The organism is Duganella sp. BJB476, assembly GCF_003416895.1.
Classification (GTDB): Bacteria; Pseudomonadota; Gammaproteobacteria; order Burkholderiales; family Burkholderiaceae_D; genus Rugamonas.
Window position 1 is genome coordinate 222,300 of record NZ_QVIO01000008.1, and the last position, 26,819, is coordinate 249,118.

A 26,819-nucleotide genomic window follows, 5' to 3' on the forward strand; every position below is an offset into this window, starting at 1 on the left:
ATGAAACAGCATTCCCTCGCCACCGCGCTGCTGGCGCTGGCCGCCGCCGGCGCGCATGCCGCCAGCCAGCCTGGCGACGATTTCTACCGCTACGTCAACGACGGCTGGAGCGCCACCGCCGTGCTCCCCGCCGACGCCGGCGCCTGGACCGTCTACACGCAACTGAACGCCGACAACGAGGCCAGGATGGCGGCGCTGTACGCGGCGGCGCGGGACGCCGCCGATCCGGCCGTGCGGCGCGTCGGTATCTACTACGCGGCGCAGATGGACACCGCCGGCATCGAGGCGCGCGGCCTGGCGCCGCTGCAGCCGTTGCTGCGCCAGATCGCCGCGCTGGGCGACGCTGGCGCGCTGGCCGGCTTCCTCGGCGCGCAACTGCGCACCGACGTCGATCCGCTCAACCTGGGCAAGACCGCCAGCGAGAACCTGTTCGGCCTGTGGGTCGCGCCCGGCCTGCACGACACCACGCACTACATGCCCTACCTGCTGCAGGGCGGGCTGGGACTGCCGGACCGCAGCTTCTACCTGGCCGACAACCCCGGCCAGAAAGCGGTGCTGGCGGCCTACCGCGATTACGTGGCCGCCATGCTGGAGCAGGCCGGCTTTGCCGACGCCGCCGGCCGGGCGGCGCGCATCGTCGCGCTGGAGACCCGCATCGCCGGCGCGCAGGCAAGCCCGCAGGCGTCGGCCGACCTGGCGCAGGCAGATCAGGTATGGCGCCGCAACCAGTTCGCGGACCGGGCGCCGGGCCTGGACTGGGCCGCGTATTTCGACGCCGCCGGCTTGTCGGCGCAGCAGCGTTTCGGCGTCTGGCAGGCCGGCGCGGTCAGCGCCATCGCCGCGCTGGTGCCGGCCACGCCGCTGGACGTGTGGCGCGACTACCTGAGCTTCCATGCGCTCAACCAGTCGGCGCGCTTCCTGCCGAAGGCGCTGGCGGAGCGTTATTTCGCATTCTACGATCCGCTGTTCCTCGGGCCGGGCGAGCACCTGCCGCTCTGGCGGCACGCGGTCAACCAGACCAACACCGTGGTGCCGGGCGCCGGACGGCTGTACAGCGAGCGCTATTTCAGCCCGCGCGCGCAGGCCAGGGTGCGCGAGATCGCCGTCAACGTGGCGGCCGCGTTCGACCGCCGCATCGACCAGCTAAACTGGATGACGCCGGCCACCAGGGCCGAGGCGCACGCCAAGCTGCGCAACTTGCGCATCGGCGTCGGCCACCCCGGCCACTGGCGCGGCAGCGATGGACTGGAGCTGCGCGTGGACGACGCGGTGGGCAACGCGCTGCGCGCCGAAGCCTACAACTACCGCTACGAGGTGGCCAGGCTGGGGCGCGCGGTCGACCGCGACGACTGGATACTGGGCGGTGAACTATTCGGCTACAACCGCATGCCGCTGCAGAATGCGCTGACGATACCGGTGGTAGCGCTGCAGCAGCCGATGTTCGACGCCGACGGCGACGACGCCGCCAATTACGCGACGATAGGCGCCAAGGTCGGCTACTACATCAGCCTGACGCTGAACGACAAGGGTGGGCGCTTCGATGCGCAGGGCCGCGCGCGCAGCTGGTGGAGCGCGGCCGACAAGGCCGGCTTCGACGGCGCGGCGGCGCCGCTGGCGCCGCAATATGGCGCGTATCAGCCGTTGCCCGGCCTGGCCTTGAACGGTCAATTGACGCTGGGCTCCAACGTGGCCGACCTGGCCGGCGTGCAGGCCGCCTACGACGCCTGGCACGCGTCGGTGAAGGCATCGCTGAAGGCGCCGCCGTCCGACCTCAAGGCGGCCGACCAGCGCTTCTTCAGCGCCTATGCGCGCGGGCTGCGGGCGCGCTACAGCGAGCCGGCATTGCGGGATCTGGTGGAGGAAAGTCCGGTGCCGCCGTCGATGTACCGGGTGGCGGCGCTGCGCAACCTCGATGCCTGGCAGGCGGCGTACGACGTCGCGCCGGGCCAGGGCTGGTACCTGGCGCCGGCGCAGCGGGTGCGCGTGTGGTGAGGTCTTAGTCGGGGAAGCGCTCGTTGATGGCGACCGCCTTGTCGATGTTCTGGCACAGCAGGTCGACATACAGCGGGTCGAGGTGATGGCCGGCCACTTCGCGCAGGTGCTCTACCACCTTGTCGATCGGCCAGGCTTCCTTGTAGCAGCGCTTGTGCATCAGCGCGTCGAACACGTCGGCCACGGCGACGATGCGCGCGTAGAGGTGGATGTCGTGGCCCTTCAGGCCTTGCGGGTAGCCGCTGCCGTCGAATTTTTCGTGGTGCTGGTGGGCGATCACGGCGGCCGCCTTCAGGATCGGGCGCTGCGAGCCGTCGAGGATGGACAGGCCGACGGTCGGGTGCTGCTTCATGATTTCCCACTCGGCCGCGTCGAGCTTGCCCGGCTTGAGCAGCACCGCGTCCGGCGTGGCGATCTTGCCGATGTCGTGCATCGGCGCGGCGTGGCGCAGCACGGCGGTTTCGTCTTCCGGCATGCCGGAGGCCTGGGCCAGCAGGTAGCACACTTCCGACATGCGGCGCACGTGGTTGCCCGCCTCGTTGGAGCGCGACTCGACCACGTCGCCCAGGCGCAGGATCAGCTCGGCCTGGGTGTCGGTGATTTCCTGGGTCAGCAGGATGTTGTCGAAGGCGATGGCGACGCCGGAGCAGAACACTTCCAGCAGCTTGGTGTCGATCTCGGAGATTTCCTCGACGCCCTTGAGCACCAGCAGCGAAGCCTTGCCGCTGCTGTTGGGGAAGTAGCCGATATAGGTGTCGCCTTCGACGCGCGAGATCTTGTTGCTCTTGGCGGCGTCGAGCTGGGCCAGCACGGCGGCGTCCAGCAGGGTGCCGTCCTCGTCGCCGATCTGGGCCAGGATTTCGTAGTCGTTCTCGCCGCTGATGGCGGTGGCGCCGCGCAGGCGCAGCAGCATGCTGTGTTCCAGGCGCAGCAGCGCCACCACCTGCTGCAGCAGGCCGTTGGCGAAGTCTTTTAAATTACGCTGCTGGAAGATGTGGGCCGAGGCGGCGATCACGCGCTCCAGGCCTTCGCGGTAGTTCAGTTGCTGGCGGCGGGCTTCCTCGACCTTCATGATGTCACGGTAGGCGCGCAGCGCGGCGAAGGTGGTGGTGAACAGCTTGGTGCGGTCGAGCTCGGTCTTTTCCTTGTAGTCGTTGATGTCGTAGTTGACGATCACGCGTTCCTCGGGAGCCTGGCCGGGCTGGCCGGTGCGCAGCACGATGCGGGTGAACTGGTTGTCGAGGTCCTGGCGCATCCAGCGCGCCACTTCCAGGCCGCTGTCTTCCTTTTCCATCACCACGTCGAGGAACACCAGGGCGATGTCGGTTTCGCGCGCCAGCACTTCCTTGGCTTCGGCGCCGCTGTAGGCGTGCACGAAGCTCAGGGCGCGGCCGTCGAGGCGGAAGCGGCTCAGCGTCAGTTTTGTAATGTCATGGATGTCCGGTTCGTCGTCGACCAACAGGACTTTCCAGGGCGCTAGCTTAGGCGAGGCAGAAGACAAAAAAGACATAGGGACGGGTTCCGCAAAATGGCACTACCAAAATAGTTTTTCGATTGTAGTCTTACCCACTGCTCTTAACAACAGGCAACAAAAATTCCTGTTGCTTTGCACAACACTCCCGCAGCGTTTCCGGGCGCTCTGATTGTACGGCGCGCTGGAGCGCGACGGCGCAGCGTTAGTCTTCTGTAACGCTTAGGTGCAGCCGAAACAATACTTCGTTTTTGGCAATATTGCTATCTCCATGAGAATTATTTTTACCGGAGTGTGACAGGCCGCCATCGCCGCCGCAGAGGCCGTGCCAAATAAATGTAAAATAGCAACTTTCTCATTTGCAACTTCAATCGATGTCTGTCATTTCCGCTGCCCGTCCGTCCCACTCCGCCCTGCCTTACCGCCCCGACATCGACGGGCTGCGCGCCCTGGCGGTCCTGGCGGTGGTGTTCTACCACGCCTTTCCCGACAAGTTGCGCGGCGGCTTTATCGGCGTCGACGTGTTCTTTGTCATTTCCGGCTACCTGATTTCCCACATCATCTACCGCGGCCTGCAGCATGACGCTTTCAGCTTCGCCAGCTTTTACGGCCACCGCGTGCGACGCATCTTCCCGGCCCTGGTGCTGGTGCTGGCGGTGTGCTACGGCTTCGGCGCGGTGGCGCTGCTGGACGACGAATTCGCCCAGCTGGCGCGCCATACCGCCGCCAGCGCCGGCTTCGTGCAAAACCTGGTGCTGTATCGCGAGTCCGGCTATTTCGACAATGCCTCCGAGCTCAAGCCGCTGATGCATCTGTGGTCGCTGGCCGTCGAGGAACAGTTCTACCTGGCGTTTCCGCTGCTGGTCTGGGCCGCCTGGCGGCGCGGCTGGAACCTGGCCGTCGTGGTCGGCGGCCTGGCGCTGCTGTCGTTCGGGCTGAACGTGGCCGGGGTCGACGCCCATCCGGCCCGCACCTTCTTCCTGCCGCAGACGCGGCTGTGGGAATTGCTGGCCGGCGCGCTGCTGGCGCACGCGCAGTGGCGCGCTGGCCTGGCGCCGGCGCCGGCGCCGGCGACGCGGCGCGCCGCGCCGGGCGGCAATCTGTGCGCGGCCGCCGGCCTGGCGCTGCTGCTCGGCAGCGCCGCCGGCTTGAGCAAGGCGCAGGCCTATCCCGGCTGGTGGGCGCTGCTGCCGGTGCTGGGCGGCGTGCTGCTGATCATGGCCGGACCGCAGGCCTGGATCAACCGCCATCTGCTCGGCAGCCGGCCGCTGCGCTGGATCGGCAAGATCAGTTATCCGCTGTACCTGTGGCACTGGCCGCTGCTGGCGTTTGCGCGCATCCTCGACGAGCTGCCGATCGGTGAACGCAACGCGGCCGTGATCCTGAGCTTTGTGCTGGCCTGGCTGACCTGGCGCCTGGTGGAGCAGCCGCTGCGCTACGGCGGCCACGGCGCGCGCAAGACGGTGCTGCTGGGCGCGGCGCTGGCCTGCCTGGCCGGCCTCGGCCTGCATCCGGTCGAGCTGGGACGGGCGGGGGTGCAAACGGCGCAGCTGCGCAACAGCCTCAACCGCTTCGACTATCCGTACAAGCAAAGCTGCCAGCCGATGCTGGGCGCCGGCTTCGACGGCGGCTGGTGCAACGCCGGCAACGCCGGCGCGCGCCCGCCCGACACCCTGCTGGTCGGCGACAGCTTTTCGAACGCCTATGCGCCCATGCTGGCCGAGCATGCGCGCGGCGCCGACGCCATGCGCTTCGTCCAGATCGGCATGGGCGGCTGCCCGGTGCTGGCCGACTACGGCCGGCCGGACTGCCGCGCCTTCAGCCAGGCCGTGGCCGGCTATCTGCAGCGCACGCCGTCGCTGCGCACCGTGATCCTGGCGGGACACTGGCCGGCGTATGTCGACCACCAAGAGCTGGGACCGCAGGTCGAGACCGCCGCTTCCTTCGACCGGGCCTTCGCCCGCACGGTGGCGCAGTACCAGGCGCGCGGCCTGAAGGTGGTGATGTTGCTGGCGCCGCCGACCGGCAGCAAGCCGCGCTCCTGTATCGCGCGGCCGGTCACGTTGACCAGCAAGCGGCTGTGCGACGTGCCGGCCGGGACCGCCGCGGACAACGACGGCGGCTACCGCAGCCGCATGCTGCCGCTGCTGGCGCAGTCCGGGGTGGCGGTGTTCGACCCGTTCCCGGTGCTGTGTCCCGGCAAGGTCTGCAAGACCCTGGACGGCGAGCGCATCCTGTACGCCGACATCAATCACCTGAGCCTGTTCGGCGCCCAGTACCTGGCCCGCAACGGCAGGCCGGCGCTGGACGCCGTGCTGCCGCGCCATGAAAAAAGCCCGCAAGGAGCGTGACGCTCGTTGCGGGCCGGGACAGCTGGGGTAACTAGTTCAACGGCTTAGCTCAGGGTCGGGAAGCCGGTCAGGTAGCCGACGGCGGCGCCGAAGCGGTCGCGGTAGTTGGCGCGGATCAGCGGGTCCAGCGTGGTCTGCACCTTGCCGTGCAGCGCCGAGTCCCAGTCGCCCGGATGCTGGAAGTTGCTCATGATGTAGGCGAAGCCGTTCATGTCGTCGACCGCGTGCAGGCCGGTCGACTCGGCGCCGGCCGGGGTCGACAGCATGCGCGTCAGCGCCTTGGTGTCGACGTTGTAGGCCCACAGGAAGTTGTTGACGTGCATACCGCTGTCTTCGCCGATGAACAGCGTGCGCAGCTTTTCCGAGAACTTGATGTTGTCCGGATTGGCGATCTTGTCCGGATTGGCCAGGTTGCCCAGCACGTCGGGCTTGGCCAGGTCCTCGCCCACCAGCGCAGGCACCGCGGCCATGTCGACCGGCACCCATTCGCTGTTGATGGCGGCGCCGGTGTCGTCGACCTGGCCGGCCTTCAGGTTCAGCGCGTAGACGATGCCGGCGCTCGGACCCTGGATCTTGATGCCGCCGGAGCCGTCCTTCATGGCGCCGTTGATGTAGCTCATCGCGCTGTAGGCGATCTTGTCCTTGGCGTTGACGGTGGTGCCTTCCATCTTGGTGAAGCCCATGCTGCCGCCCTTGAGCGCGGCGTAGCGGTGGGTTTCCAGGAAGGCCGCGGCTTTTTCCTTGCCCGGCACGATCTTGACCCAGTTGCTCTTGCCGCTGAACGGGATCTTGGTATAGCTGGCGTCGGCCGGGTCGCTGGTCTTGGCGCTGAGGATGTCGGCCGCCTTCAGGGTGTCGGCCAGGGCCTTGATCTCGGCGCTGGTGGCGCTGCCCAGCTTGATCCACGACAGCGTCGCCGAACCGCCGTTTTCGGCGGTCTTCTGGTTCCACTTGGCGACGTACAGCGTGCCGGAGGACAGGTCCTGCGCCTTGTCGGCGACGAACATGAACAGGCCGCCGTTGGTGGCGTCGTCGCCCATCAGCGCGGTGCGCTCGTCCGGCATCACCTGCACCAGCTCGTGCGAGATGCGGCCCATGCAGTAGTGCTTCTTGATGCTGCCGGTGCCGTCCGGGTTGACGGTGATCTCCGGCATGTGGCCGTAGTGGTAAGGGTTGGCCTTGGTGGCGTCGCCGAACAGGTTGCTGCTGAAGGCGGCGAACTGGGTGTTGCTGGCGATGGTGGTCGCGTCCGGCTCGTACTCTTCGCTCGACAGGTGGGTGTTCCACGGCGAGCGGCTGGCGCCGCAGGTGATCCACAGGCCGTTGACGCCGGCCGTGTTGACGTTGTGGTATTTCACCAGCGTCAGCGCGCCGGTGGTCTTGTCCTGGTCCAGGGTCAGCACGGCGATCGGCGATGGCAGCATGCCGTACATCGAGTCGCCCTTGACGTTGCGGGTGGCGTATTCGAACTGCACCACGGCGAACACGGTGTTGCCCTTGATGCCGGCCACGGTCGGCGCGGCCAGCTTGAGCAGCGAGGTGCCGTCCGGGCAGTCGGAGAAGAACTGGCGCTGGGCGGCGTCGGTCTTGTCGACGATGGGCTGGTTGTTGATGTCGTAGTAGCCGCCGGCCAGCACGGTGCCGCCGCTGCCGTTGGACACTTTGGCGCCGGTGATGAAGAAGGTCTGGTAAGCCAGCGAGTAGGGCTGGGTCTTGCCGTCGGAGTAGGTCAGGTTCAGCGTCGAGCCGACCGTGGTGGTGGCCATGGCGGCGGCGTCGCCCAGGGACGGCGCGGCCATGCCGGTGAAGGTCACGGACAGCAGCTGCGGCGCTTGCGCGGCGGTGTCGCCGCCGCCGCAGGCGGCCAGCAGGGCGGCGGTGGCGCTGCCGCCGGCCAGCGGCAGCAGCGGCGCACTGGACAAGAATTTGAGGATGCTGCGGCGGGACAGATCGAGCGACTCGGTCATGGGGAAATCCTGTTGTAATAGTGGCCATTCCATGTGCCGCGCCGGGCGCGGCATCATGCGAGGTGGTGGCTTCACCTCGACGGGCGCAATATTAGTGATTTGATATGACAAGGGCGTGACATGGGAGTAAAGTAAGTTCGGTAACAAAGCAATTCAGCGCGGGCCGGCGACCGCGAAAAGGGCTATATTGAAAGCATCAACCGTGAAGGAGAAGCAAATGCGAGTACTCCCCCGTACCATGCTGGCGGCCGCTTTGGCGCTGCTGGCCAGCGCCGCCTGGGCCGACGTCAGCGTCAGCTACGTCAAGCCGGACGACTATGCCGACGTGCCGCGCAACGCCGTCGACCGCGAACGCGTGCTGAAGGATTTCAGCGACTATTTCGCCACCCTGAACAAGAAGCTGCCGGCCGGCCAGAACCTGAAGATCGAGGTGCTGGATATCGACCTGGCGGGCCGCATGTGGCCGCGCCGTAACGGCGGCGAGGACATCCGCGTGCTGAACGGCGGCGCCGACTGGCCGCGCATGCACCTGCGCTACACGCTGGAGCAGGATGGCAAGGTGCTGCGTAGCGGCGACGAGCAGCTGTCGAACATGAACTACATGCAGGGCATGAGCCGCTACAGCGACAGCGACACGCTGCGTTATGAAAAGCAGATGCTGGACGACTGGTTCAACAAGGTCATCGTGCCGAAGGTGGCCACGCGCTGAGCCGAGGCGCGGCCTCAGTCGAGGCGGTTGACCTTGGGGAACTTGGCCAGGAATTCCGGCGCCATCGGCGTTACCTGGCCGGTTTTGTAGTTGAAGAAGACGAAGCCGGACTTGGCCATCGCCACCAGCTTGCCGTCCTTGGGGCGGCTGATGCGGAAGGTGATGTCGCCGCCGTAGGCGTTGAAGTCCATCACGCCGATCTCGAACAGCAGCTGGTCGCGCGCGTGGGCTTCGGCCTTGTAGGTGGTGGCCAGGTCGGTGACGATGATGCCGACGCCGTCGCTGCCGGTTTCCTGCACGCCGAAGTCGTACAGGAAGCGGGCGCGCGCCTCGGAGATCATCGAGATCATCGAGTCGTTGCCCAGGTGGTTGGCGCCGTTGATGTCGGTCACGCGCACCGTCAGCTGGGTTTGAAAGTAGTATTGGTCTTCCGGGAAGACCAGCGTCAGGCGGGCCATTACAGCTGCTCGCCGAGGAACAGCAGCGTGTTGCCGTGCGCCTGGGCGGCGGCGCGCTGGTGGTAGGCGGAGCGGTGGTTGCAGTTGAAGCCGTGCTCGGCCCCCGGGTAGATGTGGATCTCGACCTGCTCGTTGTCCTCGAAACGCTCGGCGATGCTTTGCACGGCGGCCGGCGGGATGTGGCTGTCGGCGCCGCCGAAGTGCATCAGCATCGGCACCGTGATCTGGCCGGCGCGCTCCAGCGCGTTGTGGATGCCGCCGCCGTAGTAGCACACCGCCGCGTCCACCAGGCCGTTGGCGGCCGTGTGGTAGGACAGGCGGCCGCCGAAGCAGTAGCCGATGCTGGCGATCTTGTCTGCCACGCCGTCGGTCGCGCGCAGCGCCTTGACGGTGGCGGCGATGTCGGACTGCGCCAGCGCGACGTCGGTGGCGTTCATCAGTTCGACGGCGCGCTTCCAGCCGGCGTCGTCGTAACCCAGCTCGATGCGCGCGCCGTGGCGCCAGAACAGGTCCGGCGCGATCACCACGTAGCCGTCGGCCGCGTACTGGTCGGCGACGTTGCGGATGTGCTGGTTGACGCCGAAGATCTCCTGCAACAGCACGATGCCCGGGCCCTTGCCGCCGCGCGGCAGCGAGACGTAGGCGCCGAAGCTGCCGTCGGCGGTGGCGATGTCGATCCAGTGGCTGTTGGTTTCCATGGTGTTCCTTATGCGTGGGTGGACGGAGCGGCCATCCTACCTTTTTTTGCGGTTTAGCGTTTGACCTTGCCGAAGGCGTCGCCGGCCTTCCAGCTTTGCATGGCCGGCGCGTTGCCGACCGCGTAGCCGAGGTTGAGCGTGAACTGCGCCTGCTGCACCATGCCCGACAAGTCCCAGTCGGCGTGGTATTCGTCGCTGACCTGGTGGTAGTCTTGTTTGAACGCGACCAGGCGCGCGGCCGATTGCTCCGGATCCTTGACGAACTCGAAATGGCCGTCGCCGGAGAACACCGCCGAGCCGACGTTGAACGCCGGCACGCCGGCCTTGGCGAAGTTGAAGTGGTCGGCGCGGAAGTAGGCGCCGGACAGGTCGGGGATGGCCGGCGCCAGCTTCAGTCCCATCTTGCGCGCCACCGCGCCGGCAGCCTCGTACAGGCTGCTGCGCTCGGCGCCGGCGACGCCGATGTCGCGCGTCAGGCCGACGAAGTTCATGCTGTCCAGATTGAGGTCGGCCGTGGTCTGCGCCAGCGGCCAGGCAGGGTTGCGCACATAGGCGGCGCTGCCCAGCAGGCCTTGTTCCTCGGCGGCCGGCCACAGGAAGACCTGGGTGCGCTTGGCCGGATGCTTGACCGCTTCGGCCGCCATCGCCAGCAGCGCGGCGGCGCCGGAGGCGTTGTCGATGGCGCCGTTCCAGATATGGTCGCTGCGGTCGTCGCGGCGCACGCCTTCGTCCATGCCCAGGTGGTCCCAATGGGCCGAGTAGACCACCGCCTGCGCCTTCAGCTTGGCGTCCGAGCCGGGCACGATGCCGGCCACGTTGAACTGCTCGATCTGGCGGATCGCGCTGTGGACTTCGGCGTGCACGCTGGTCTTCAGGTCGACCGGACGGAACTCGCGGGTCTCGGCCTGGGCGCGCAGCGCGTCCAGGTCGAAGCCGGCGGCGGCGAACAACGCGCGCGCGGTCTCCTCCTGCAGCCAGCCTTCGACCGGATTGCCGGCGCCGGCCAGGTGGAAGCGCTCGTGACTGAAACCGTTGGCCGGCACGCTCCATGGATACGAGGCGGAAGGCGTGGTGTGGATCAGCAGCACGCCGGCCGCGCCCTGGCGCACCGCTTCCTCGTACTTGTACAGCCAGCGGCCGTAGTAGGTGTAGGCCTTGCCGGCGAAGCGGTTCGGTTCTTCGGCGGTGGGCTGCGGATCGTTGACCATCATGACCAGGATCTTGCCCTTCATGTCGACGCCCTTGTAGTCGTCCCATTTCTCTTCCGGCGCGATGGCGCCGTAGCCGACGAACACCAGCGGCGCGTCGATGGTGATGTCGGCCTTGCCGGCGGCGGTGCCGAACACGATCTCGCTGCCGTTTTGCGGCGTGATGCTTTTGCCGTTGGCGTCGAACCGCACGAGGCTATTTGCCAACAGTTTGGTGCCCTCGATCTTGACCGGCATGCGATAGCCGCCGCCGGCCAGCGGCTTGAGGCCGATGATGGCGGCCTGGGTTTCCAGGTAGCGTACCGCGAGGTCGCCGCCGCGCTGGCCGGTGCCGCGGCCTTCGAACAGGTCGTCGGCCAGGAAGGACAGGTGGGCGCGCAGCGGCGCTTCCGTCACCACCGGCGCCTGCTGGGCGGCGGCGTGGAGGGAAGCCAGGCCAAGGCCGGCGGCGATTGCGAGGGCTGGAAGACGCATATTTACTCCGTAATGTGTGATTCGGTGCAGAAGCGGGCTATCTTACTGTACTTGCCCAAATAAAGGAGAGCTATGAAAGTCATCATCATCACCGGCAGTTCGGACGGCATCGGCGCCGAGATGGCGCGCCAGCTGGCGCGCAGCCATGGCGGCGGCGTGGCGCTGGTGCTGGCGGCGCGCAACGCTGAGGCGCTGGAGCTGGTGGCAGCCGATTGCGCGGCGGCCGGCGCGCAGACGCTGGTGGCGCCGACCGACGTCTCGGTGCAGGCGCAGTGCACGGCGCTGGTGGCGGCCTGCGTGGCGCGCTTCGGCCGCGTCGATGCGCTGATCAACAACGCAGGCCGCTCGGCGCATGCGCTGTTCGAGGAGGTCGACAACCTGGCCTGGTACGAGGAGCTCATGAAGATCAACCTGTGGGGCAGTGTGTGGTGCACCCATGCGGCGCTGCCTTATTTGAAGCAGTCGCGCGGCAGCATCGTCGCGGTGTCGTCGCTGGCGGGGCTGGTCGGGGTGCCGGGGCGCACCGCCTACGGCGCCAGCAAGTTCGCCATGAGCGGCTTCTTCGAGGCCTTGCGCGCTGAATTGAAGGCGGCCGGGGTGAGCGTGACGATCGCCTATCCGGGCGTGGTGGCGACGCAGATCCGTTATCGCGGCTACAACGCGGCCGGAGGGGCGCTGGGCAGCAGCAGCCTGAAAGAGGACAAGGCGATGCCGGTGGAAGAATGCGCGCGGCTGATCGTCGACGGCATGCAGGCGCGCCGGCGCGAGGTGGTGATGTCGGCCAAGGGCAAGTTGGGGCGCTGGATGAAGCTGATCGCCCCGGGACTGGTGGAGCGCATGGCGCTGGCGGCGCTGAAGGATGACGTGAAACCGCATTGAGGATGGCTGCGGCGAGTTGTAAGCGAGTGTAAGAGTCGGTAAGAGCTTGTAATGGGCGTCAACTGATCGGGTGGCTGCGCCGTTTTTTGCTCATGCGACACGGGATAGTCCCGATGCCGAAACCCAGAAAAAGGAAATACATCATGACCAAAATTATCGCTTCCCTGATCGCCGGCTTGTTCGCTACCGCAGCATTCGCACAAGCGCCAGTCGCCGCCACCACCGCGCCAGCCGCCAAGCCAGCCGTGCTGAAAACCGAAGCGAAGGCTGAAGTCAAAGCCGCCGATGTTAAAACCGAAGCCAAAGTCCATCACAAGGCCAAAGAATCCAAAGTCGCAGCGCCGGTCGTCGCTGCGAAAGTAGAAACCAAGGTTGCCGCGCCAGTGGCCGCAGCCAAGTAATTAAATAAACTATCTAAATCATTTTAAGGAAAACACATCATGAAAAAAGTAATCGCTACCCTGATCGCCACCCTGTTCGCAGGCGCCGCATTCGCTCAAGCTCCAGCCGCTTCGGCCTCCGCAACCGTCGCCGCATCGACCCCGGCTCCAGCCGCATCGGCGCCAGCAGCCAGCGCACCGGCCAAGAAAGTGCATCACAAGAAGGCCAAGGCAGTCAAAGCCGCCAGCGCACCGGCAGCATCGACCCCGGCGCCGGCAGCATCGGCTCCAGCAGCAAGCAAGTAATCCAAGACGCAGTACGGCTTCGGCCCGAATGCCGCCCAGTTCACGCTGGGCGGCATTTTTCATTTCAGCCGGCCGCAGGGCGAGTTGTAAGCGAGTGTAAGAGTCGGTAAGTGCTTGTAATGAGCGTCAACTGAACGGGTGGCTGCACCGTTTTTTACTCATGCGACACGGGATAGTCCCGATGCCGAAACCCAGAAAAAGGAAATACATCATGACCAAAATTATCGCTTCCCTGATCGCCGGCTTGTTCGCTACCGTAGCATTCGCACAAGCGCCAGTCGCCGCCACCACCGCTCCAGCCGCCAAGCCAGCCGTGCTGAAAACCGAAGCGAAGGCTGAAGTCAAAACCGAAGCCAAAGTCCATCACAAGGCCAAAGAATCCAAAGTCGCAGCGCCAGTCGCCGCTGCGAAAGTAGACACCAAGGTTGCCGCGCCAGTGGCCGCAGCCAAGTAATTAAATAAACTATCTAAATCATTTTAAGGAAAACACATCATGAAAAAAGTAATCGCCACCCTGATCGCCACCCTGTTCGCAGGCGCCGCATTCGCTCAAGCTCCAGCCGCTTCGGCCTCCGCAACCGTCGCCGCATCGACCCCGGCTCCAGCCGCATCGGCGCCAGCAGCCAGCGCACCGGCCAAGAAAATGCATCACAAGAAGGCCAAGGCAGTCAAAGCCGCCAGCGCACCGGCAGCATCGACCCCGGCGCCGGCAGCATCGGCTCCAGCAGCCAGCAAGTAATCCAAGACGCAATAAGGCTTCGGCCCGAATGCCGCCCAGTTCACGCTGGGCGGCATTTTTCATTTCAGCCGGCCGCAGGGCGAGTTGTAAGCGAGTGTAAGAGTCGGTAAGAGCTTGTAATGAGCGTCAACTGAACGGGTGGCTGCGCCGTTTTTTACTCATGCGACACGGGATAGTCCCGATGCCGAAACCCAGAAAAAGGAAATACATCATGACCAAAATTATCGCTTCCCTGATCGCCGGCTTGTTCGCTACCGCAGCATTCGCACAAGCACCAGTCGCCACCACCACCGCTCCAGCCGCCAAGCCAGCCGTGGTAAAAACCGAAGCGAAGGCTGAAGTCAAAAACGCCGATGTCAAAACCGAAGCCAAGCCTGAAGTGAAAGCTGAAGTGAAGACCGCGAAGACCAAAGTCCATCACAAGGCCAAAGAATCCAAAGTCGCAGCGCCAGTCGCCGCAGCAAAAGTAGAAGCCAAAGCCGACACCAAAGTCGCAGCAGCCAAGTAATCCAAGTAATTAAATAAACTATATAAACCATTTTAAGGAAATCACATCATGAAAAAAGTAATCGCTACCCTGATCGCCACCCTGTTCGCAGGCGCCGCATTCGCTCAAGCTCCAGCCGCTTCGGCTTCCGCAACCGTCGCCGCATCGACCCCGGCTCCAGCCGCATCGGCACCGGCGGCCAGCGCACCGGCCAAGAAAGTGCATCACAAGAAGGCCAAGGCAGTCAAAGCCGCCAGCGCACCGGCAGCATCGACCCCGGCACCAGCAGCATCGGCTCCAGCCGCCAGCAAATAAGTCGCATCCGCTAGCGCAGGACGTGCCGCCCCGGACCTCTGGCCTGGGCGGCGCAAGAAAAAGGGACAGGCTCAGGCCTGTCCCTTTTTTTGGGCGGCTGATGTCGCGCTTTTGCCTGTAAATGGCGGTTTTTGTCCATTTTTCGGCTCAAAGTGTCGATAGAGAGTAAACTACGCACAAATTTCTTTCGCAATTAGGCGATTCGAACATACTTGTGAGTGACGCCATGTCTGAAACCCCAACATCCCCGATTACCCTTTTTACCGACCTGAACCTCAGCGCGCCCCTGATTCAAGCGCTGAAAGATGTCGGCTACGAGTCGCCGTCGCCTATCCAGGCCGCGACCATCCCGTCGCTGCTGGACAACCAAGACGTCCTGGGCCAGGCGCAAACGGGTACGGGTAAAACCGCCGCCTTCGCGCTGCCTATCCTGTCGCGCATCGATATCAAACAGACCACGCCACAGGCGCTGGTGCTGGCGCCGACCCGCGAACTGGCGATCCAGGTCGCCGAAGCCTTCCAGACCTACGCCGCGCACATCCCCGGCTTCCACGTGCTGCCGATTTACGGCGGCCAAAGCTACGGCCCACAGCTGTCGGCGCTGCGCCGCGGCGTGCACGTCGTCGTCGGCACGCCGGGCCGCGTCATCGATCACCTGGACAAGGGTTCGCTCGACCTGTCCAAGCTGAAAACGCTGGTGCTGGACGAAGCCGATGAAATGCTGCGCATGGGCTTCATCGACGACGTCGAACGCATCCTGCAGGAGACCCCGGATACGCGCCAGACCGCGCTGTTCTCGGCCACCATGCCGTCGGCCATCCGCCGCATCGCCAATACCTACCTGCGCAATCCGAAGGAAATCACGGTAGCCGCCAAGACCGGCACCAATGAAAACATCCGCCAGCGCTACTGGCTGGTGTCCGGCATGCACAAGCTGGACGCGCTGACCCGCATCTTGGAAGCCGAGAACTTCGACGGCATGATCATCTTCTCGCGCACCAAGCTCGGTACCGAGGAACTGGCGCAGAAGCTGCAGGCACGCGGCTTCTCGGCGGCCGCCATCAACGGCGACATCCAGCAGGCGCAGCGCGAGCGCACCATCCAGCAGCTCAAGGACGGCAAGATCGACATCCTGGTGGCGACCGACGTCGCCGCGCGCGGCCTGGACGTGGAGCGCATCAGCCACGTGGTCAACTACGACGTGCCGCACGATCCGGAAAGCTATACCCACCGCATCGGCCGCACCGGCCGCGCAGGCCGCAGCGGCGAGGCGATCCTGTTCATCACCCCGCGTGAAAAGAACCTGCTCAAATCGATCGAGCGCGCCACCCGCCAGCCGATCGGCATGCTGGAGCTGCCGACCATCCAGGCCGTCAACGACGTCCGCATCGCCAAGTTCAAGTCGCAGATCAGCGAAACCCTGGCACAGGGCGAGCTGGAACAGTTCCAGTCGCTGATCGAGGACTTCGAGCGCGAACAGAACATCCCGGCGATCGAGATCGCCGCCGCGCTGGCCAAGATGGCACGCGGCGACGTGCCGCTGCTGCTGGACAAAAAACAGCAAGTCGCTGCCGCCACCTGGGACGAACGTCCGGGCCGTCAAGTCGGCTTCGAGCGCAACGACCGCAATGACCGCGGCGATCGCGGCGACCGTTTCGAACGCGCCGACCGCGGCGAACGTCCGGACCGCAGCGAGCGTTTCCCTAAAAAGGAACGCATCGTGCGCGCCGCCGATCCTGGCATGCAGACCTTCCGCATCGAAGTGGGCTACCAGCACGGCGTCAAGCCGGGCAATATCGTCGGCGCCATCGCCAACGAAGGCGGCATCGACTCCAAGAACATCGGCCGCATCGAGATCTACGACGACTATAGCGTGCTCGATATGCCGGACAACCTGACCGGCGACGTGCTTGATCACTTGGCCAGCATCAAGGTCGCCGGCCAGCAGCTGCGCATCAGCCGCGATGGCGGCGAGGGCGCACCGTCGCCGGCGCCAGCACCTGCACCGGTTGCGGCCCGTCCGGTACCGGCGCGCGCGCCGGCCGCACCGACGGCTTCACCGCTGGCCAAGGCCGCACGCGTTGAATCGGCCGAAGTGGAAGAGGAAGCCGCGCCGAAGAAGAAAAAGGAAAAGCCGGGCAAGGTCACTCTGCCAATGAGCGCTTTCCGCATCGAAGTGGGCAGCAACCATGCGGCCACGCCGTCCAACATCGTCGGCGCCATCGCCAACGAGGCTGGCCTGGAAGCCAAGCATATCGGCCGCATCGAGATCTTCGATACCTACAGCATGCTGGAGCTGCCGGACGGGATGCCGCCGGAACTGTTCAAGCACCTGGGCAAAGTGTGGGTCGGCGGCGCACAGCTGAAGATCAGCCACGCCGAGCGCATGCCGCCGGAGTCCGGCAAATCGACGCCGCCTAAAAAGCCGGCGCCGGGCGCCAAGGGCGCGTTCAAGAAGAAGTATTGATCGCTAAGTTATAGATCGCTTGTAGATCGTTTCACACCACAGGGCCGCAAGGCCCTGTTTTCATATGGGCCGCCTGCACGCGCACGGTGCGCCCGGCGCACCAAAACCACGCCGGGCGCGGTGTGCCGGAAACGCCCGATTGGTATCGTTTTCATAGGGGCGGGCGCGCCGGCCGCCATCTGGCCCGCTTATTGCATTGAGGATGGGATAAACCGACAAGTCGTTGAGCAAGGAGCACGGAATGACCGTATTGTTTCTACACTCCCGCATACGAGGCGCCGATGCTGCTGCGGAATGACCTGCTGCACTACACGCACCCGTCTCCGCGCACCGTCCGCGTGCTGTGGATCGCCCCCGAGCAAAGCCACGCCTACGTGTTCGACGTCGCGGCGCGGTCGGCCGACGTCGAACTGGTGACGCTGCCGGCGCTGCACGCCGACATCTGCGCCGGCCATGCACGCGTGCTGGCGGCCGATCCCTACCTGATGGTGGTCAGCCAGGAGCTGCTGCCGCCCAAGCACCTGCAGCTGCGCGCCCGCGCGTGGCAGATCGTCGAAGCGCTGGTGGCGCTGGAGCCGGGCATCTACGAAGCGCGACAGCGCGGCCAGCTGATCGCGCAGGCCACCGCCACGCACGGCGTATCGCATCCCACCATCTACCGCTACCTGCGCCGCTACTGGCAGCGCGGCCAGACGCCCAACGCGCTGCTGCCCGACTACTGCAACTCCGGTGGGCGCGGCAAGGTGCGCCAGGCCTCGGCCGGCGTCAAGCGCGGAAGGCCGCGCAAGAACGGCGCCGACGACGGTCCCGGCATGAACGCCGACGAGGAAATCCGCCGCACCTTCCGGGTCGCCATCGCGCACTACGCGGCCGGCCACGCCAAGTTCTCGCGGCTGGGCGCCTACCAGCAGATGCTGACCGACTTCTTCTGCGAGCGCCGCATCGACGCCGACAGCGGCCGCGTGCTGGCGACGCAGGGCGCGCAGGCAGCCGCGCTGCCGACCTTCGGCCAGTTCAACTACTGGCTCGATCACGATGATGACCGGCCGCCGGAAGTGGCGCGCCGCAGTGCCGCCGCCGCAGCGCGTGGCTCGCAGGCCGCCGGCCACGGCGCCGTGGGCGCTGGCACGGGCACCGGCACCGGCAACAGCGTCGGCACCGGCACCGGCACTGGCCGCGGCGACGATGCCCGCCAGCAGGCCATCGATGCCGCAGCGCTGTCCGGCCGGCCCGGCGCCGGCTTCCACTTGGACGTGGTACGCGCCGAAGTGCAACTGGTCTCGCGCGCGGACCGCCAGCAGGCCATCGGCCGGCCGCTGGTGTACGTGGCGGTCGATGCTTTCAGCCGCATGGTGACGGGCGTCTACATCGGCCTGGGCGCACCCAGCTGGCAGCACGCCATGCTGGCCCTGGCCAACTGCGGCGCCGACAAGCAGCGCTACAGCCAGCAGTACGGCCGCGCCATCGAGGCGGGGCAGTGGCCCTGCCGCCACCTGCCGGAAACCCTGGCCACCAATGCAGCCCTGAGCGGTGGCGCCCAGTGCGAAACACTGCTCAACAACTTCAACCTGCGCTGCACCGACGCCGACGAGGGCCCGGACGAATGGAAGGCCGTGCTGGAAAAACGCTTCCGGCTGCTGGCGCCGGGCGACGCCGGCACGGCCTGCCGGCTGGACGGCGTGCTCGATCTGGACCAGTTCACCCGCATCGTCATCGACGCCATCCTCTACCACAACAACAGCCGCCAGTTGCCCAACCACGGCCATGCCACGCCGCGCGAACTGTGGGAGTGGGGCGTGGCCCAGCGCGGCGGCAGCCTGAAGACCTATCCCGAACAGCTGCTGCGCTGCAGCCTGATGCCGGCCACCACGGCCACCGTCACCGCCGACGGCATCGTGCTGTTCGACAGCGTCTACACCTGCGCACGCGCTATCAACGAGCGCTGGCTCGAGCGCGCGCGCCTGCGCGGACAATGGCAGGTGCGCGTCGCCTACGACCCGGCCGACATGGACATGATTTATTTGTTGGACGTCAGCGCGCCCATGCAATTCCACGTCTGCCACATGGCCGACAGCGGCAGCGCGCAGCGCCACCTCGCGGCGGCGGAAATCGCTTACCTGCCACACCCCATCCCCACCGTCTCCGCAGCACCCCTACGTAGCACTACGCACGCTTACGCCAGCTACGCTAACTGATTTCCAAAGTCGATAGCAGACGGCGCTGTCCAGCGCCGTGCATGCCACTTCTCGCCATTCCGGTGCACGCCTCCCGCTGGTGCGGCGCGCCGTTTTTACCTGCCATACGCGCCGAATAATCCGCAAATAAAGTCTGTCGCCGGAAGTGCTTTGCCGGATGGCGTATCGCCTTATTCCATAAGGACCGCTTCAACGACGAAGCATGTTTATTTTGCTTGGCATTGTGGCACGGCGATTGCTAGATGAGGACTATGCATACGCAAGTCACGAGAGGGAATCGATGAATAGTAAAACAGTCAAATCGTTTAAATCGTTTAGTGCATTGACGCGAAGGGATTTCCTGTATCGGGCGGCGGCGGTCGGCGGCACTGGCCTGCTGTTGAACACCATGAACGCCTGGGGCATGGGCATAGGCTCGACCGCCTCCGCACCGCCGGCGCTGAGCGGCAGCGGCAAAGGCAAGAAGGTGCTGATATTGGGCGCCGGCCTGGCCGGCATGACCGCCGCCTACGAGCTGGAGAAGCTGGGCTACCACTGCCAGATCCTCGAAGCGCGCTCGTTCGCCGGCGGCCGCTGCCAGACCGCGCGCAAGGGCTTCAGCCTGACCGAGCTTGGCGGCGACAAGCAGACTTGCGAATTCGACGACGGCCAGTACATCAACCACGGCCCGTGGCGCATCCCGCTGCACCACCAGTCGACGCTGCACTACACGCGGCTATTCGAAGTGCCGCTGGAAGTCATGGTCAACGATAACGACCACTCCTTCGTCTACTCGGAAAACGCCGGCCCTTACGCCGGCAAGCGCATGCGGGTGGCCGAGATCAAGGCCGACATGCGCGGCCACGTCTCCGAGCTGCTGGCCAAGTCGGTCAAGAGCAAACAGCTGGACGCCGAACTGACGGCCGACGACCAGCGCCTGCTGCTGGACTACCTGGCGCACGAAGGCCAGCTGGCCGGCGCCGACCTGCAATACAAGGGCCGCAGCGGCCGAGGCTACACCGTCAATCCCGGCGCCGGCATCGCGCCGGGAGCGGGCACGCCGTCCGACCCGCTGGGCTTCAAGGACCTGCTGGCCTCCAAGCTGGGCAACGTCTACAGCGCGGTGCAGGACTTCCCGATGCAGAACACCATGTTCCAGCCGGTCGGCGGCATGGACGCCATCGCCAAGGCGTTTGAAAAACGCGTCGGCAAGAACATCCGCTACCGCGCGGAAGTGCAGACCATCCGCCAGAACGACAAGGGCGTCACCGTCACCTACAAGGATACCGGCACCGGCAAAAGCGACAGCATCGCCGCCGACTACTGCCTGGTGGCGATGCCGCTGTCGGTGCTGCGCCAGATCGATACCGACTTCTCGGACAAGTTCAAGAAGGCCGTCGCCACGGTGGCCTACGCGCCGGTCGGCAAGATCGGCCTGCAGATGAAGCGCCGCTTCTGGGAAGAGGACGAGCACCTGTACGGCGGCCATGTGCTCACCGACCTCAAAGGCATCAACACCATCTCGATGCCGTCCTACGGCTGGCAAAAGAAGAAGGGCGTGCTGCTCGGTTATTACCAGTACCAGACGGCCGCGATCGAGACCAGCGCGCTGTCGCCGAAGGAGCGCGCCGCCTTCGCGCTGGAGGCCGGGCAGAAGATCTTCCCGCAGTACACGGAGAATTTCGAGACCGCGTTCTCGGTTGCCTGGCACCGCGTGCAGTACAACCTGGGCGGCTGGGCCGAGTGGACCGACAAGACCCGCGCCGCCGCTTATCCAATCCTGGTGGAGGGCGAGGGCCGCGTGCTGCTGGCCGGAGAGCACCTGAGCTACCTGACCGGCTGGCAGGCCGGCGCCATCGAATCGGCGTGGCAGCAGATCGCCAAGATCCATGAAAGGGCCAGCGCATGAAAGAGGTATTGATCAAGGCGGCGATGGCGATCATCGCCGTGCTGGCCGCCGGCGCCACGGCGCCGTCGCGCGCGCAAGAGATGGATGGCAAGGCGCTGTTCATGAAGAACTGCGCGGCCTGTCATCAGGCCACCGGCAAGGGCATACCGGGCGCCTTCCCGGCGCTGGCGGGGAACAAGTTCGTGCAGGGGAAGGGTGTGGATGTCGCCGCCGTGCTGCTGAAAGGGCGCGGCGGCATGCCTGATTTCAGCGACAGCCTGAGCGACCAGGAGATCGCCACCATTCTCAGTTTCGTGCGCAGCAACTGGGGCAACCAGGCGGCGCCGCTGAGCGAGCCGGAAGTGCTGGCGCTGCGCGATGTGCTGCAAGTCGACCATTTTAGTAACGGCCAGATGTCCAACAAACACTGAAAGAAGAACGCATGAACAAAGCACTCGCCACACTGTTGATTCCGGCCGCACTGGCACTCATGCCGGTTGCCGCTGATGCGGCGCCCAAGGCCGCCGCCACCGATATCGTCCGCCACAAGATCCCCGGCTCGGATTTCCCGATCGCGCTGGCGGTCACGGTGCCGTCCACCGCCACCATCCACTTCGTCAGTGGCCAGGTGCCCGCCATCGCCGACGCCAGCGCCGCGCCGGATTCGTTGGCCGCCTTTGGCGACACTAAAACCCAGTCCGAATCAGTGCTGAAGAAGATCAAGGAAGTCCTGGAGGGCATGAAGCTCGACATGACCGACGTGGTCAAGATGACCGTCTACCTGGTCGGCGATCCGGCCAAGGGCGGCAAGGCCGACACCAAGGGCTTCATGGAAGCTTACACCCAGCACTTCGGCGGCGCGCAGACCAAGCTGCCGGCGCGCGCCGTGGTGCAGGTGGCGGCCCTGAGCAATCCGGGCTGGCTGGTGGAAATCGAAGTCGTCGCCGCAAAAAAATAATACGCATCAGGTCTTACTTTTCTTTTATTCAAATGGGGATTCACTATGCATAAGGCCATACTCAAGACCGGCGTCGCCGCCGTGTTGTCCACCCTGTCGATGGGTTCCGTCTACGCCGCCGACGCAGCAGCGGCGGCGGCCGACGAGGCCACCGTCAGCGCGGTGATCGTCACCGGCACCCGCTCCAGCGGCATCAAGGTGGAGAACAGCGCCTCGCCGATCCAGGTGCTGGACTCGGCCTCGTTGCAGCGCACCGGCCAGCCGGATCTGATCCAGGCGCTGGCGCAGAACCTGCCGTCGTTCACCGCGCAAGCCTTCGGCGGCGACACCGCCAACCTGACGCTGTCGGCCCGCCTGCGCGGCCTGAGCCCGAACAACACACTGGTGCTGATCAACGGCAAACGCCGCCACGGCACCGCCAACCTGGCCGTGTTGGGCGGGCCATACCAGGGCGGCGCCGCGGCTGACCTGAACTACATCCCGGTATCCGCGATCGACCACATCGAAGTGCTGCAGGACGGCGCCGCCGCCCAATACGGCTCCGACGCCATCGCCGGCGTGATCAACATCATCCTCAAATCGAACAACCATGGCGGTACCGCCAGCGCCACCGGCGGCGGCTATTCCGACGGCGGCGGCCGCACCGGCGACGCCTCGGCCAACGTCGGCGTCGAACCCTTCAAGGACGCCTACCTGAGCCTGACCGCCGAATCCAAGTACCACGGCTACAGCGACCGTGGCGGCATCGACCCGCGCGTGATCACCGCCGCCAACATGGCGGCCTATCCCGGCATGTTCCAACAGGCCGGCTACCCGCACGTCAACCACATCTCGGGCGACGCGCAATACCACCTGAACGTCCTGGCGGCCAACTTCGGCTACGACTTCGCGCCGGACAGCCAGCTGTACGCCATCGCCACCTGGGGCCACAAGGAAGCGCGCGCCTACGAGAACTACCGTCTGCCGAGCCGCCTGCCGAAGGTCTATCCGACCGGCTTCTCGCCGAAGGAGACCATGAAGCAGGACGACTACGCGCTGACCGGCGGCATCAAGGGCGTGGTGGCTGGCTGGAACCTGGACCTGAGCTCCACCTACGGCAAGGACACCAGCAAGATCGGCGTAGCCGATTCGGGCAACGTCTCGCTGTTCAACGACACCGGCACCACGCCCACAGTGTTCCATGCCGGTTCCTTCATCGCCAGCCAACTGACCACATCGCTGGAAGCGAGCCGCGAGTTCGCGGTCGGCTGGGCCAAGCCGCTGAACGTGGCGGCAGGCCTGGAGCACCGCATCGACAAGTACGAGATCGAAGCGGGCGACGCCGCCTCGCGCTACAAGGAAGGTTCGCAGTCCTATCCGGGCTTCTCGCTGACCGACGCCGGCAGCCACCGCCGCACCAACGAAGCGGCCTACATCGACCTGGCCGGCAACCCGGTCACCGACCTGACGCTGGACCTGGCGGCCCGCTACGAACACTTCTCCGACTTCGGCAACGCCAAGGTCGGCAAGTTCACGGCCCGCTACGACGTCTCGCCGCTGGTCGGCGTGCGCGGCACCTTCAGCAACGGCTTCCGCGCGCCGACGCTGGCCGAGGAATACTATTCGGCCACCAACGTCAGCCCGACTTCCGCCTTCGTACAGCTGGCGCCGAATTCGGCCGGCGCCAAGCTGGTGGGCGTCGATGGCCTGAAGCCTGAGCGTTCGACCAACTTCAGCCTGGGCCTGGTGCTGAACCCGGCCGCCAACCTGGCCATCACGCTGGACGCCTACCAGATCAAGATCCGCGACCGCATCGTCGGTTCCGGCGCCCTGTATGGCTCGGGCGGATCGGTGAACTCGCCGGCGGTGGTGGCGGCGATCAAGGCCAACGGCAATGTGCTCGACAGCACCGTCAGCCAGACCGGCATCAACATCTTCTCCAACGCGGTCGACACCCGCAGCCGCGGTCTGGAATTCGTCGCCACGCTCAACGAGAGCTACGGCACGGCGGGCAAGGTGGATTGGACTGTGGCGGCCAACTACAACAAGGTGGAAGTCACCAAGATCAACCAGGCGCCGGCCCAGCTGCTGCCGCAAACGCTGCTCGACCAGACCGCGATCTCCGACCTGGAAACCGCCTCGCCGAAGATGCGCATCAACCTGGGCGCGTTGTGGAAGATCGGCGCCTGGACCATCAACCTGCGTGAAGCGCTGTATGGCAAATCGTCGGAGTACGGCAGCGAGGACGGTTCGGTGTATCACCTGACCGAAATCTCGGCCAAGGCGATCACCGACCTGGAAGTGGGCTACAAGCTCAGTCCCGCATGGTCGGTGGCGGTGGGCGCCAACAACCTGTTCAACAAGTATCCGAACGGCGTGAACCCGGCGCTGCTGGCCGACCAGCGCGCGGCCGGCGACAACGCGGCGGTGACGGTGCTGCCATCGTTCTCGCCGATCGGCATCAACGGCGGCTACTACTACGCCCGCGCGAACTACAAGTTCTAAACCCCCGGGGTCAAGTCTGACATTCGGACACGGGCTCCGCCGTAGCGGCCACTACGGCGGAGCCCGTGTCCGATTGACAGACTTGACCCCGTTTTTTTTATGTGTAGCATGGCGCTATCGTCAATCGGAGCACATGCATGTTTAAACCTATGGGCAGGACTTTGCTGGCGGCGGCCATCGCGGGCAATGTGGGCGGCGCTGGTGCGGCGCCCATGACTTTGCAGGACTATCTGGCGCTGAGCGGTCCCGCGCCGACGCTGCACGTGGCCTACGGTGCGGCGCCGTCGCAGTTCGCGGAGCTGTTCCAGCCGGCCGGCGACGGCCCGTTCCCGGTCGCGGTGATCGTCCACGGCGGCTGCTGGACCAAGGAGTTTGGCGGCATTACACAGATGCACAATATGGCCGGCGACCTGCAGCGGCAGGGCATCGCGGTCTGGAATATCGAGTACCGCCGCTTCGACGAGGCGGGTGGCGGCTATCCCGGCATGTACCACGACGTCGCCACGGCGGTCGACCATTTGCGCGCGCTGGCGCCGCAGCGGCGGCTGGACTTGTCGCGCATCGTGCTGGTCGGGCATTCGGCCGGCGGCCATCTGGCGCAGTGGGCGGCCTCGCGCGCGCGCCTGCCGCGCAGCAGCCCGCTGTACGTGGCCGATCCGCTGCCGGTCCCCACCGTCATCAGCCTGGGCGGCCTGGCCGACCTGCGCAACGAGCAGCAACTGATCAAGACCAGCTGCGAGCGCGACATGGTGCAGCTGGCCGGTGCCGCCAGCGCCACGCGGCCGGACATTTTCTCGGACACCTCGCCGGCCGAGCTGCTGCCGTCCGGCGTGCGCACGGTGCTGATCCACGGCGAGTTCGACACCGTCTCGCCGCTGCGCGCGGGCCACGACTATGCGCGCCGCGCCCAGGCGGCCGGCGACCACGCCGAAGTGATCGTGCTGCCGGGTGGCAGCCATTACGACGAAGTGGCGGCCACGTCGCCGTCGTGGACCATCGTCTCGGCGCAGATCCGCAAGGCGCTGGGCCGCTGACGCCGCACCATCAACGCTGAGTCGCTGAGCCGCTGCGCCACTGGCGCCGCGTCGCCGGCTCTGCACCGTCCGCGGCGCGCCACGGACGCCGACGCGCGCCGGTGTATGCTATCACCATGGACTCCCTGATCGCCGCCTCCGCGCGCGCCCTCGCAGCCGGTGACGCGCTCGGCGCCCTCAAACGCGTCGCCCTGCGCGACGATCCGCCGGCCATGGCCCTGCGCGGCATCGCCATGGCCCAACTGGGCGAGCACGGGCGCGCCCGCGAACTGCTGCGGCGCGCCGCGCGCGGCTTCGGCTCCCATGAAGAATTGTCGCGCGCCCGCTGCGTGATCGCCGAGGCCGAGGTGGCGTTGGCGGTGCGCGATTTCGCCGGCTCGCCGCGCGCACTGACCTCGGCGCTGGCCACGCTGGAAGCCCACGCCGACCGCGCCAACGCGCTGCACGCGCGCCTGATCGCGGTGCGCCGCCTGCTGTTGCTGGGCCGCCTGGAAGAAGCCGGAGCCGCACTGGCGCTGCTCGACGCGCGCGGCCTGCCGCCGGCACTGGAGGCGGTGGCGGAACTGGCGGCGGCGGAACTGGCGCTGCGCTCCCTGCGCATCGCCCCGGCCCGCACGGCGTTGGAGCGCGCGCAGGCGGCCGCCGCGCGCGCCGGCATCCCGGCCTTGCTGGCCGAGGTGGCGGAGGCGCGCAACGCCTTCGGAAGGCCGGCCGCCCGCCGCCTGGCCGCCGGCGCCGAACAGATGCTGCGCCTGGACCAGGTGGCCGCGCTGCTGGCCTCCGACACACTGGTGGTCGACGCCTGCCGCCGGGGCATGGGCACGGGCGCGGAATGGCGCTCGCTGGCGCGGCGGCCGGTGCTGTTCGCGCTGGCGCGCGCGCTGGCCGAAGCCTGGCCCGGCGACATCGCCCGCGAAGCCCTGATCGCCTCCGCTTTCAACACCCGCGACCCCGACGACACCCACCGCGCCCGCCTGCGGGTCGAGATCGGCCGCCTGCGCGCGCTGGTCAAGGCCCAGGCGAGCATCGAGGCCACCGCGTCCGGCTTCGCGCTCAAGCCGCTGGGCGCGGGCGAGGTGGCGGTGCTGGCGCCGCCCATCGACGGCGAGCAGGGCGCGCTGCAGGCCTTGCTGGCCGACGGCGCGGCCTGGTCGACCTCGGCGCTGGCGCTGGCCATGGACGCCAGCCAGCGCACCGTGCAGCGCGCGCTGGCCGAGCTGGAAGCGGCCGGCCGCGCGCGGCCGATCGGCCAGGCGCGCACGCGGCGCTGGCTGGCGCCGCCGCTGTCGGGCTCCATGGCACAATTCACGACAATCTTGTTACTCCCTGCGGCGCTGCCGTTGGCATAAAGTTCTCTTGCGGCGCCGATCGCGGCGCACC

Annotated in this window: 23 protein-coding genes; 18 read left to right on the plus strand and 5 right to left on the minus strand. The window is 66.3% G+C overall.

What is annotated here, in order from left to right; genetic code table 11:
* On the plus strand, positions 1-1,992 hold the full coding sequence (locus D0T21_RS26795) for a M13-type metalloendopeptidase (protein ID WP_116992653.1): 1,992 nt from the start codon (positions 1-3) through the stop codon (positions 1,990-1,992).
* Between the two features lie 4 nt (positions 1,993-1,996).
* On the opposite strand, the gene D0T21_RS26800 is transcribed toward D0T21_RS26795, so the two are convergent.
* Positions 1,997-3,502: a DUF3369 domain-containing protein gene (locus tag D0T21_RS26800; protein ID WP_116992652.1), complete on the minus strand. Its 1,506-nt coding sequence runs from the start codon at positions 3,500-3,502 to the stop codon at positions 1,997-1,999.
* Between the two features lie 335 nt (positions 3,503-3,837).
* Here D0T21_RS26800 and D0T21_RS26805 point away from each other — a divergent pair, with 335 nt between their 5' ends.
* On the plus strand, positions 3,838-5,814 hold the full coding sequence (locus tag D0T21_RS26805; protein WP_116992651.1) for an acyltransferase family protein: 1,977 nt from the start codon (positions 3,838-3,840) through the stop codon (positions 5,812-5,814).
* Positions 5,815-5,858: 44 nt separating this feature from the next.
* Here the strand turns inward: D0T21_RS26805 and D0T21_RS26810 are convergent, their stop codons facing one another.
* Positions 5,859-7,781: a PhoX family phosphatase gene (locus D0T21_RS26810; protein WP_116992650.1), complete on the minus strand. Its 1,923-nt coding sequence runs from the start codon at positions 7,779-7,781 to the stop codon at positions 5,859-5,861.
* 217 nt (positions 7,782-7,998) lie between these two features.
* Here D0T21_RS26810 and D0T21_RS26815 point away from each other — a divergent pair, with 217 nt between their 5' ends.
* Positions 7,999-8,490, plus strand: a complete 492-nt coding sequence (locus D0T21_RS26815; protein WP_116992649.1) for a DUF3016 domain-containing protein — start codon at positions 7,999-8,001, stop codon at positions 8,488-8,490.
* Between the two features lie 14 nt (positions 8,491-8,504).
* Here the strand turns inward: D0T21_RS26815 and D0T21_RS26820 are convergent, their stop codons facing one another.
* From D0T21_RS26820 to D0T21_RS26830, 3 genes are read right to left on the minus strand one after another with little or no spacing between them, the layout of a single operon-like run.
* Positions 8,505-8,948, minus strand: a complete 444-nt coding sequence (locus D0T21_RS26820; protein ID WP_116992648.1) for a thioesterase family protein — start codon at positions 8,946-8,948, stop codon at positions 8,505-8,507.
* The gene (locus tag D0T21_RS26825; protein WP_116992647.1) at positions 8,948-9,646 is read right to left on the minus strand and encodes a dienelactone hydrolase family protein; all 699 of its coding nucleotides are present in this window, start codon (positions 9,644-9,646) and stop codon (positions 8,948-8,950) included. The genes D0T21_RS26820 and D0T21_RS26825 overlap by 1 nt, the downstream gene beginning before the upstream one ends.
* Before the next feature lie 53 nt (positions 9,647-9,699).
* Complete coding sequence (locus tag D0T21_RS26830; protein ID WP_116992646.1) at positions 9,700-11,328, minus strand: M28 family peptidase; 1,629 nt, start codon at positions 11,326-11,328, stop codon at positions 9,700-9,702.
* A 72-nt stretch (positions 11,329-11,400) separates the two neighbouring features.
* Between D0T21_RS26830 and D0T21_RS26835 the strand changes: the two genes are divergently transcribed.
* From D0T21_RS26835 to D0T21_RS26905, 15 genes are all read left to right on the plus strand, one after another.
* Positions 11,401-12,207, plus strand: coding sequence for an SDR family oxidoreductase (locus D0T21_RS26835; protein WP_116992645.1), 807 nt, complete (start codon positions 11,401-11,403; stop codon positions 12,205-12,207).
* Positions 12,208-12,350: 143 nt separating this feature from the next.
* Positions 12,351-12,608: a hypothetical protein gene (locus tag D0T21_RS26840; protein ID WP_116992644.1), complete on the plus strand. Its 258-nt coding sequence runs from the start codon at positions 12,351-12,353 to the stop codon at positions 12,606-12,608.
* A 39-nt stretch (positions 12,609-12,647) separates the two neighbouring features.
* On the plus strand, positions 12,648-12,893 hold the full coding sequence (locus D0T21_RS26845; RefSeq protein ID WP_116992640.1) for a hypothetical protein: 246 nt from the start codon (positions 12,648-12,650) through the stop codon (positions 12,891-12,893).
* A gap of 211 nt (positions 12,894-13,104) precedes the next feature.
* Positions 13,105-13,347 carry a hypothetical protein gene (locus D0T21_RS26850; RefSeq protein ID WP_116992643.1) on the plus strand — a complete coding sequence of 81 codons (243 nt, stop codon included), beginning with the start codon at positions 13,105-13,107 and terminating at the stop codon, positions 13,345-13,347.
* 39 nt (positions 13,348-13,386) lie between these two features.
* Positions 13,387-13,632: a hypothetical protein gene (locus D0T21_RS26855; protein WP_116992642.1), complete on the plus strand. Its 246-nt coding sequence runs from the start codon at positions 13,387-13,389 to the stop codon at positions 13,630-13,632.
* Between the two features lie 211 nt (positions 13,633-13,843).
* The gene (locus D0T21_RS26860; protein ID WP_116994559.1) at positions 13,844-14,140 is read left to right on the plus strand and encodes a hypothetical protein; all 297 of its coding nucleotides are present in this window, start codon (positions 13,844-13,846) and stop codon (positions 14,138-14,140) included.
* 48 nt (positions 14,141-14,188) lie between these two features.
* The gene (locus D0T21_RS26865) at positions 14,189-14,434 is read left to right on the plus strand and encodes a hypothetical protein (RefSeq protein ID WP_116992640.1); all 246 of its coding nucleotides are present in this window, start codon (positions 14,189-14,191) and stop codon (positions 14,432-14,434) included.
* A gap of 226 nt (positions 14,435-14,660) precedes the next feature.
* Positions 14,661-16,901: a DEAD/DEAH box helicase gene (locus D0T21_RS26870; RefSeq protein WP_116992639.1), complete on the plus strand. Its 2,241-nt coding sequence runs from the start codon at positions 14,661-14,663 to the stop codon at positions 16,899-16,901.
* Between the two features lie 281 nt (positions 16,902-17,182).
* Entirely contained in the window at positions 17,183-19,096 is a 1,914-nt protein-coding gene (locus D0T21_RS26875; protein WP_116992638.1) for a Mu transposase C-terminal domain-containing protein, read from the plus strand.
* 280 nt (positions 19,097-19,376) lie between these two features.
* Entirely contained in the window at positions 19,377-20,984 is a 1,608-nt protein-coding gene (locus D0T21_RS26880; RefSeq protein ID WP_116992637.1) for a flavin monoamine oxidase family protein, read from the plus strand.
* Entirely contained in the window at positions 20,981-21,394 is a 414-nt protein-coding gene (locus tag D0T21_RS26885) for a cytochrome c (RefSeq protein WP_116992636.1), read from the plus strand. The genes D0T21_RS26880 and D0T21_RS26885 overlap by 4 nt, the downstream gene beginning before the upstream one ends.
* 11 nt (positions 21,395-21,405) lie before the next feature.
* The gene (locus D0T21_RS26890) at positions 21,406-21,921 is read left to right on the plus strand and encodes a RidA family protein (RefSeq protein ID WP_116992635.1); all 516 of its coding nucleotides are present in this window, start codon (positions 21,406-21,408) and stop codon (positions 21,919-21,921) included.
* Between the two features lie 45 nt (positions 21,922-21,966).
* Positions 21,967-24,405: a TonB-dependent siderophore receptor gene (locus D0T21_RS26895; RefSeq protein ID WP_116992634.1), complete on the plus strand. Its 2,439-nt coding sequence runs from the start codon at positions 21,967-21,969 to the stop codon at positions 24,403-24,405.
* Between the two features lie 137 nt (positions 24,406-24,542).
* A complete protein-coding gene (locus D0T21_RS26900; RefSeq protein ID WP_116992633.1) occupies positions 24,543-25,439 on the plus strand; it encodes an alpha/beta hydrolase in 897 nt (298 codons plus the stop codon).
* A 116-nt stretch (positions 25,440-25,555) separates the two neighbouring features.
* Complete coding sequence (locus D0T21_RS26905; protein ID WP_116992632.1) at positions 25,556-26,788, plus strand: helix-turn-helix domain-containing protein; 1,233 nt, start codon at positions 25,556-25,558, stop codon at positions 26,786-26,788.
* Positions 26,789-26,819: the final 31 nt, after the last annotated feature.

Bases quoted from the DNA above. Each gene is read 5' to 3' on its own strand.
- D0T21_RS26830 (WP_116992646.1), bottom strand. From the start codon at position 11,328: ATGCGTCTTCCAGCCCTCGCAATCGCCGCCGGCCTTGGCCTGGCTTCC.
- D0T21_RS26835 (WP_116992645.1), top strand. From the start codon at position 11,401: ATGAAAGTCATCATCATCACCGGCAGTTCGGACGGCATCGGCGCCGAG.
- D0T21_RS26855 (WP_116992642.1), top strand. From the start codon at position 13,387: ATGAAAAAAGTAATCGCCACCCTGATCGCCACCCTGTTCGCAGGCGCC.
- D0T21_RS26905 (WP_116992632.1), top strand. From the start codon at position 25,556: ATGGACTCCCTGATCGCCGCCTCCGCGCGCGCCCTCGCAGCCGGTGAC.
- D0T21_RS26870 (WP_116992639.1), top strand. From the start codon at position 14,661: ATGTCTGAAACCCCAACATCCCCGATTACCCTTTTTACCGACCTGAAC.
- D0T21_RS26845 (WP_116992640.1), top strand. From the start codon at position 12,648: ATGAAAAAAGTAATCGCTACCCTGATCGCCACCCTGTTCGCAGGCGCC.
- D0T21_RS26800 (WP_116992652.1), bottom strand. From the start codon at position 3,502: ATGTCTTTTTTGTCTTCTGCCTCGCCTAAGCTAGCGCCCTGGAAAGTC.
- D0T21_RS26795 (WP_116992653.1), top strand. From the start codon at position 1: ATGAAACAGCATTCCCTCGCCACCGCGCTGCTGGCGCTGGCCGCCGCC.
- D0T21_RS26885 (WP_116992636.1), top strand. From the start codon at position 20,981: ATGAAAGAGGTATTGATCAAGGCGGCGATGGCGATCATCGCCGTGCTG.
- D0T21_RS26840 (WP_116992644.1), top strand. From the start codon at position 12,351: ATGACCAAAATTATCGCTTCCCTGATCGCCGGCTTGTTCGCTACCGCA.
- D0T21_RS26880 (WP_116992637.1), top strand. From the start codon at position 19,377: ATGAATAGTAAAACAGTCAAATCGTTTAAATCGTTTAGTGCATTGACG.
- D0T21_RS26875 (WP_116992638.1), top strand. From the start codon at position 17,183: ATGCTGCTGCGGAATGACCTGCTGCACTACACGCACCCGTCTCCGCGC.
- D0T21_RS26825 (WP_116992647.1), bottom strand. From the start codon at position 9,646: ATGGAAACCAACAGCCACTGGATCGACATCGCCACCGCCGACGGCAGC.
- D0T21_RS26810 (WP_116992650.1), bottom strand. From the start codon at position 7,781: ATGACCGAGTCGCTCGATCTGTCCCGCCGCAGCATCCTCAAATTCTTG.
- D0T21_RS26860 (WP_116994559.1), top strand. From the start codon at position 13,844: ATGACCAAAATTATCGCTTCCCTGATCGCCGGCTTGTTCGCTACCGCA.
- D0T21_RS26805 (WP_116992651.1), top strand. From the start codon at position 3,838: ATGTCTGTCATTTCCGCTGCCCGTCCGTCCCACTCCGCCCTGCCTTAC.
- D0T21_RS26890 (WP_116992635.1), top strand. From the start codon at position 21,406: ATGAACAAAGCACTCGCCACACTGTTGATTCCGGCCGCACTGGCACTC.
- D0T21_RS26865 (WP_116992640.1), top strand. From the start codon at position 14,189: ATGAAAAAAGTAATCGCTACCCTGATCGCCACCCTGTTCGCAGGCGCC.
- D0T21_RS26900 (WP_116992633.1), top strand. From the start codon at position 24,543: ATGTTTAAACCTATGGGCAGGACTTTGCTGGCGGCGGCCATCGCGGGC.
- D0T21_RS26850 (WP_116992643.1), top strand. From the start codon at position 13,105: ATGACCAAAATTATCGCTTCCCTGATCGCCGGCTTGTTCGCTACCGTA.
- D0T21_RS26815 (WP_116992649.1), top strand. From the start codon at position 7,999: ATGCGAGTACTCCCCCGTACCATGCTGGCGGCCGCTTTGGCGCTGCTG.
- D0T21_RS26895 (WP_116992634.1), top strand. From the start codon at position 21,967: ATGCATAAGGCCATACTCAAGACCGGCGTCGCCGCCGTGTTGTCCACC.
- D0T21_RS26820 (WP_116992648.1), bottom strand. From the start codon at position 8,948: ATGGCCCGCCTGACGCTGGTCTTCCCGGAAGACCAATACTACTTTCAA.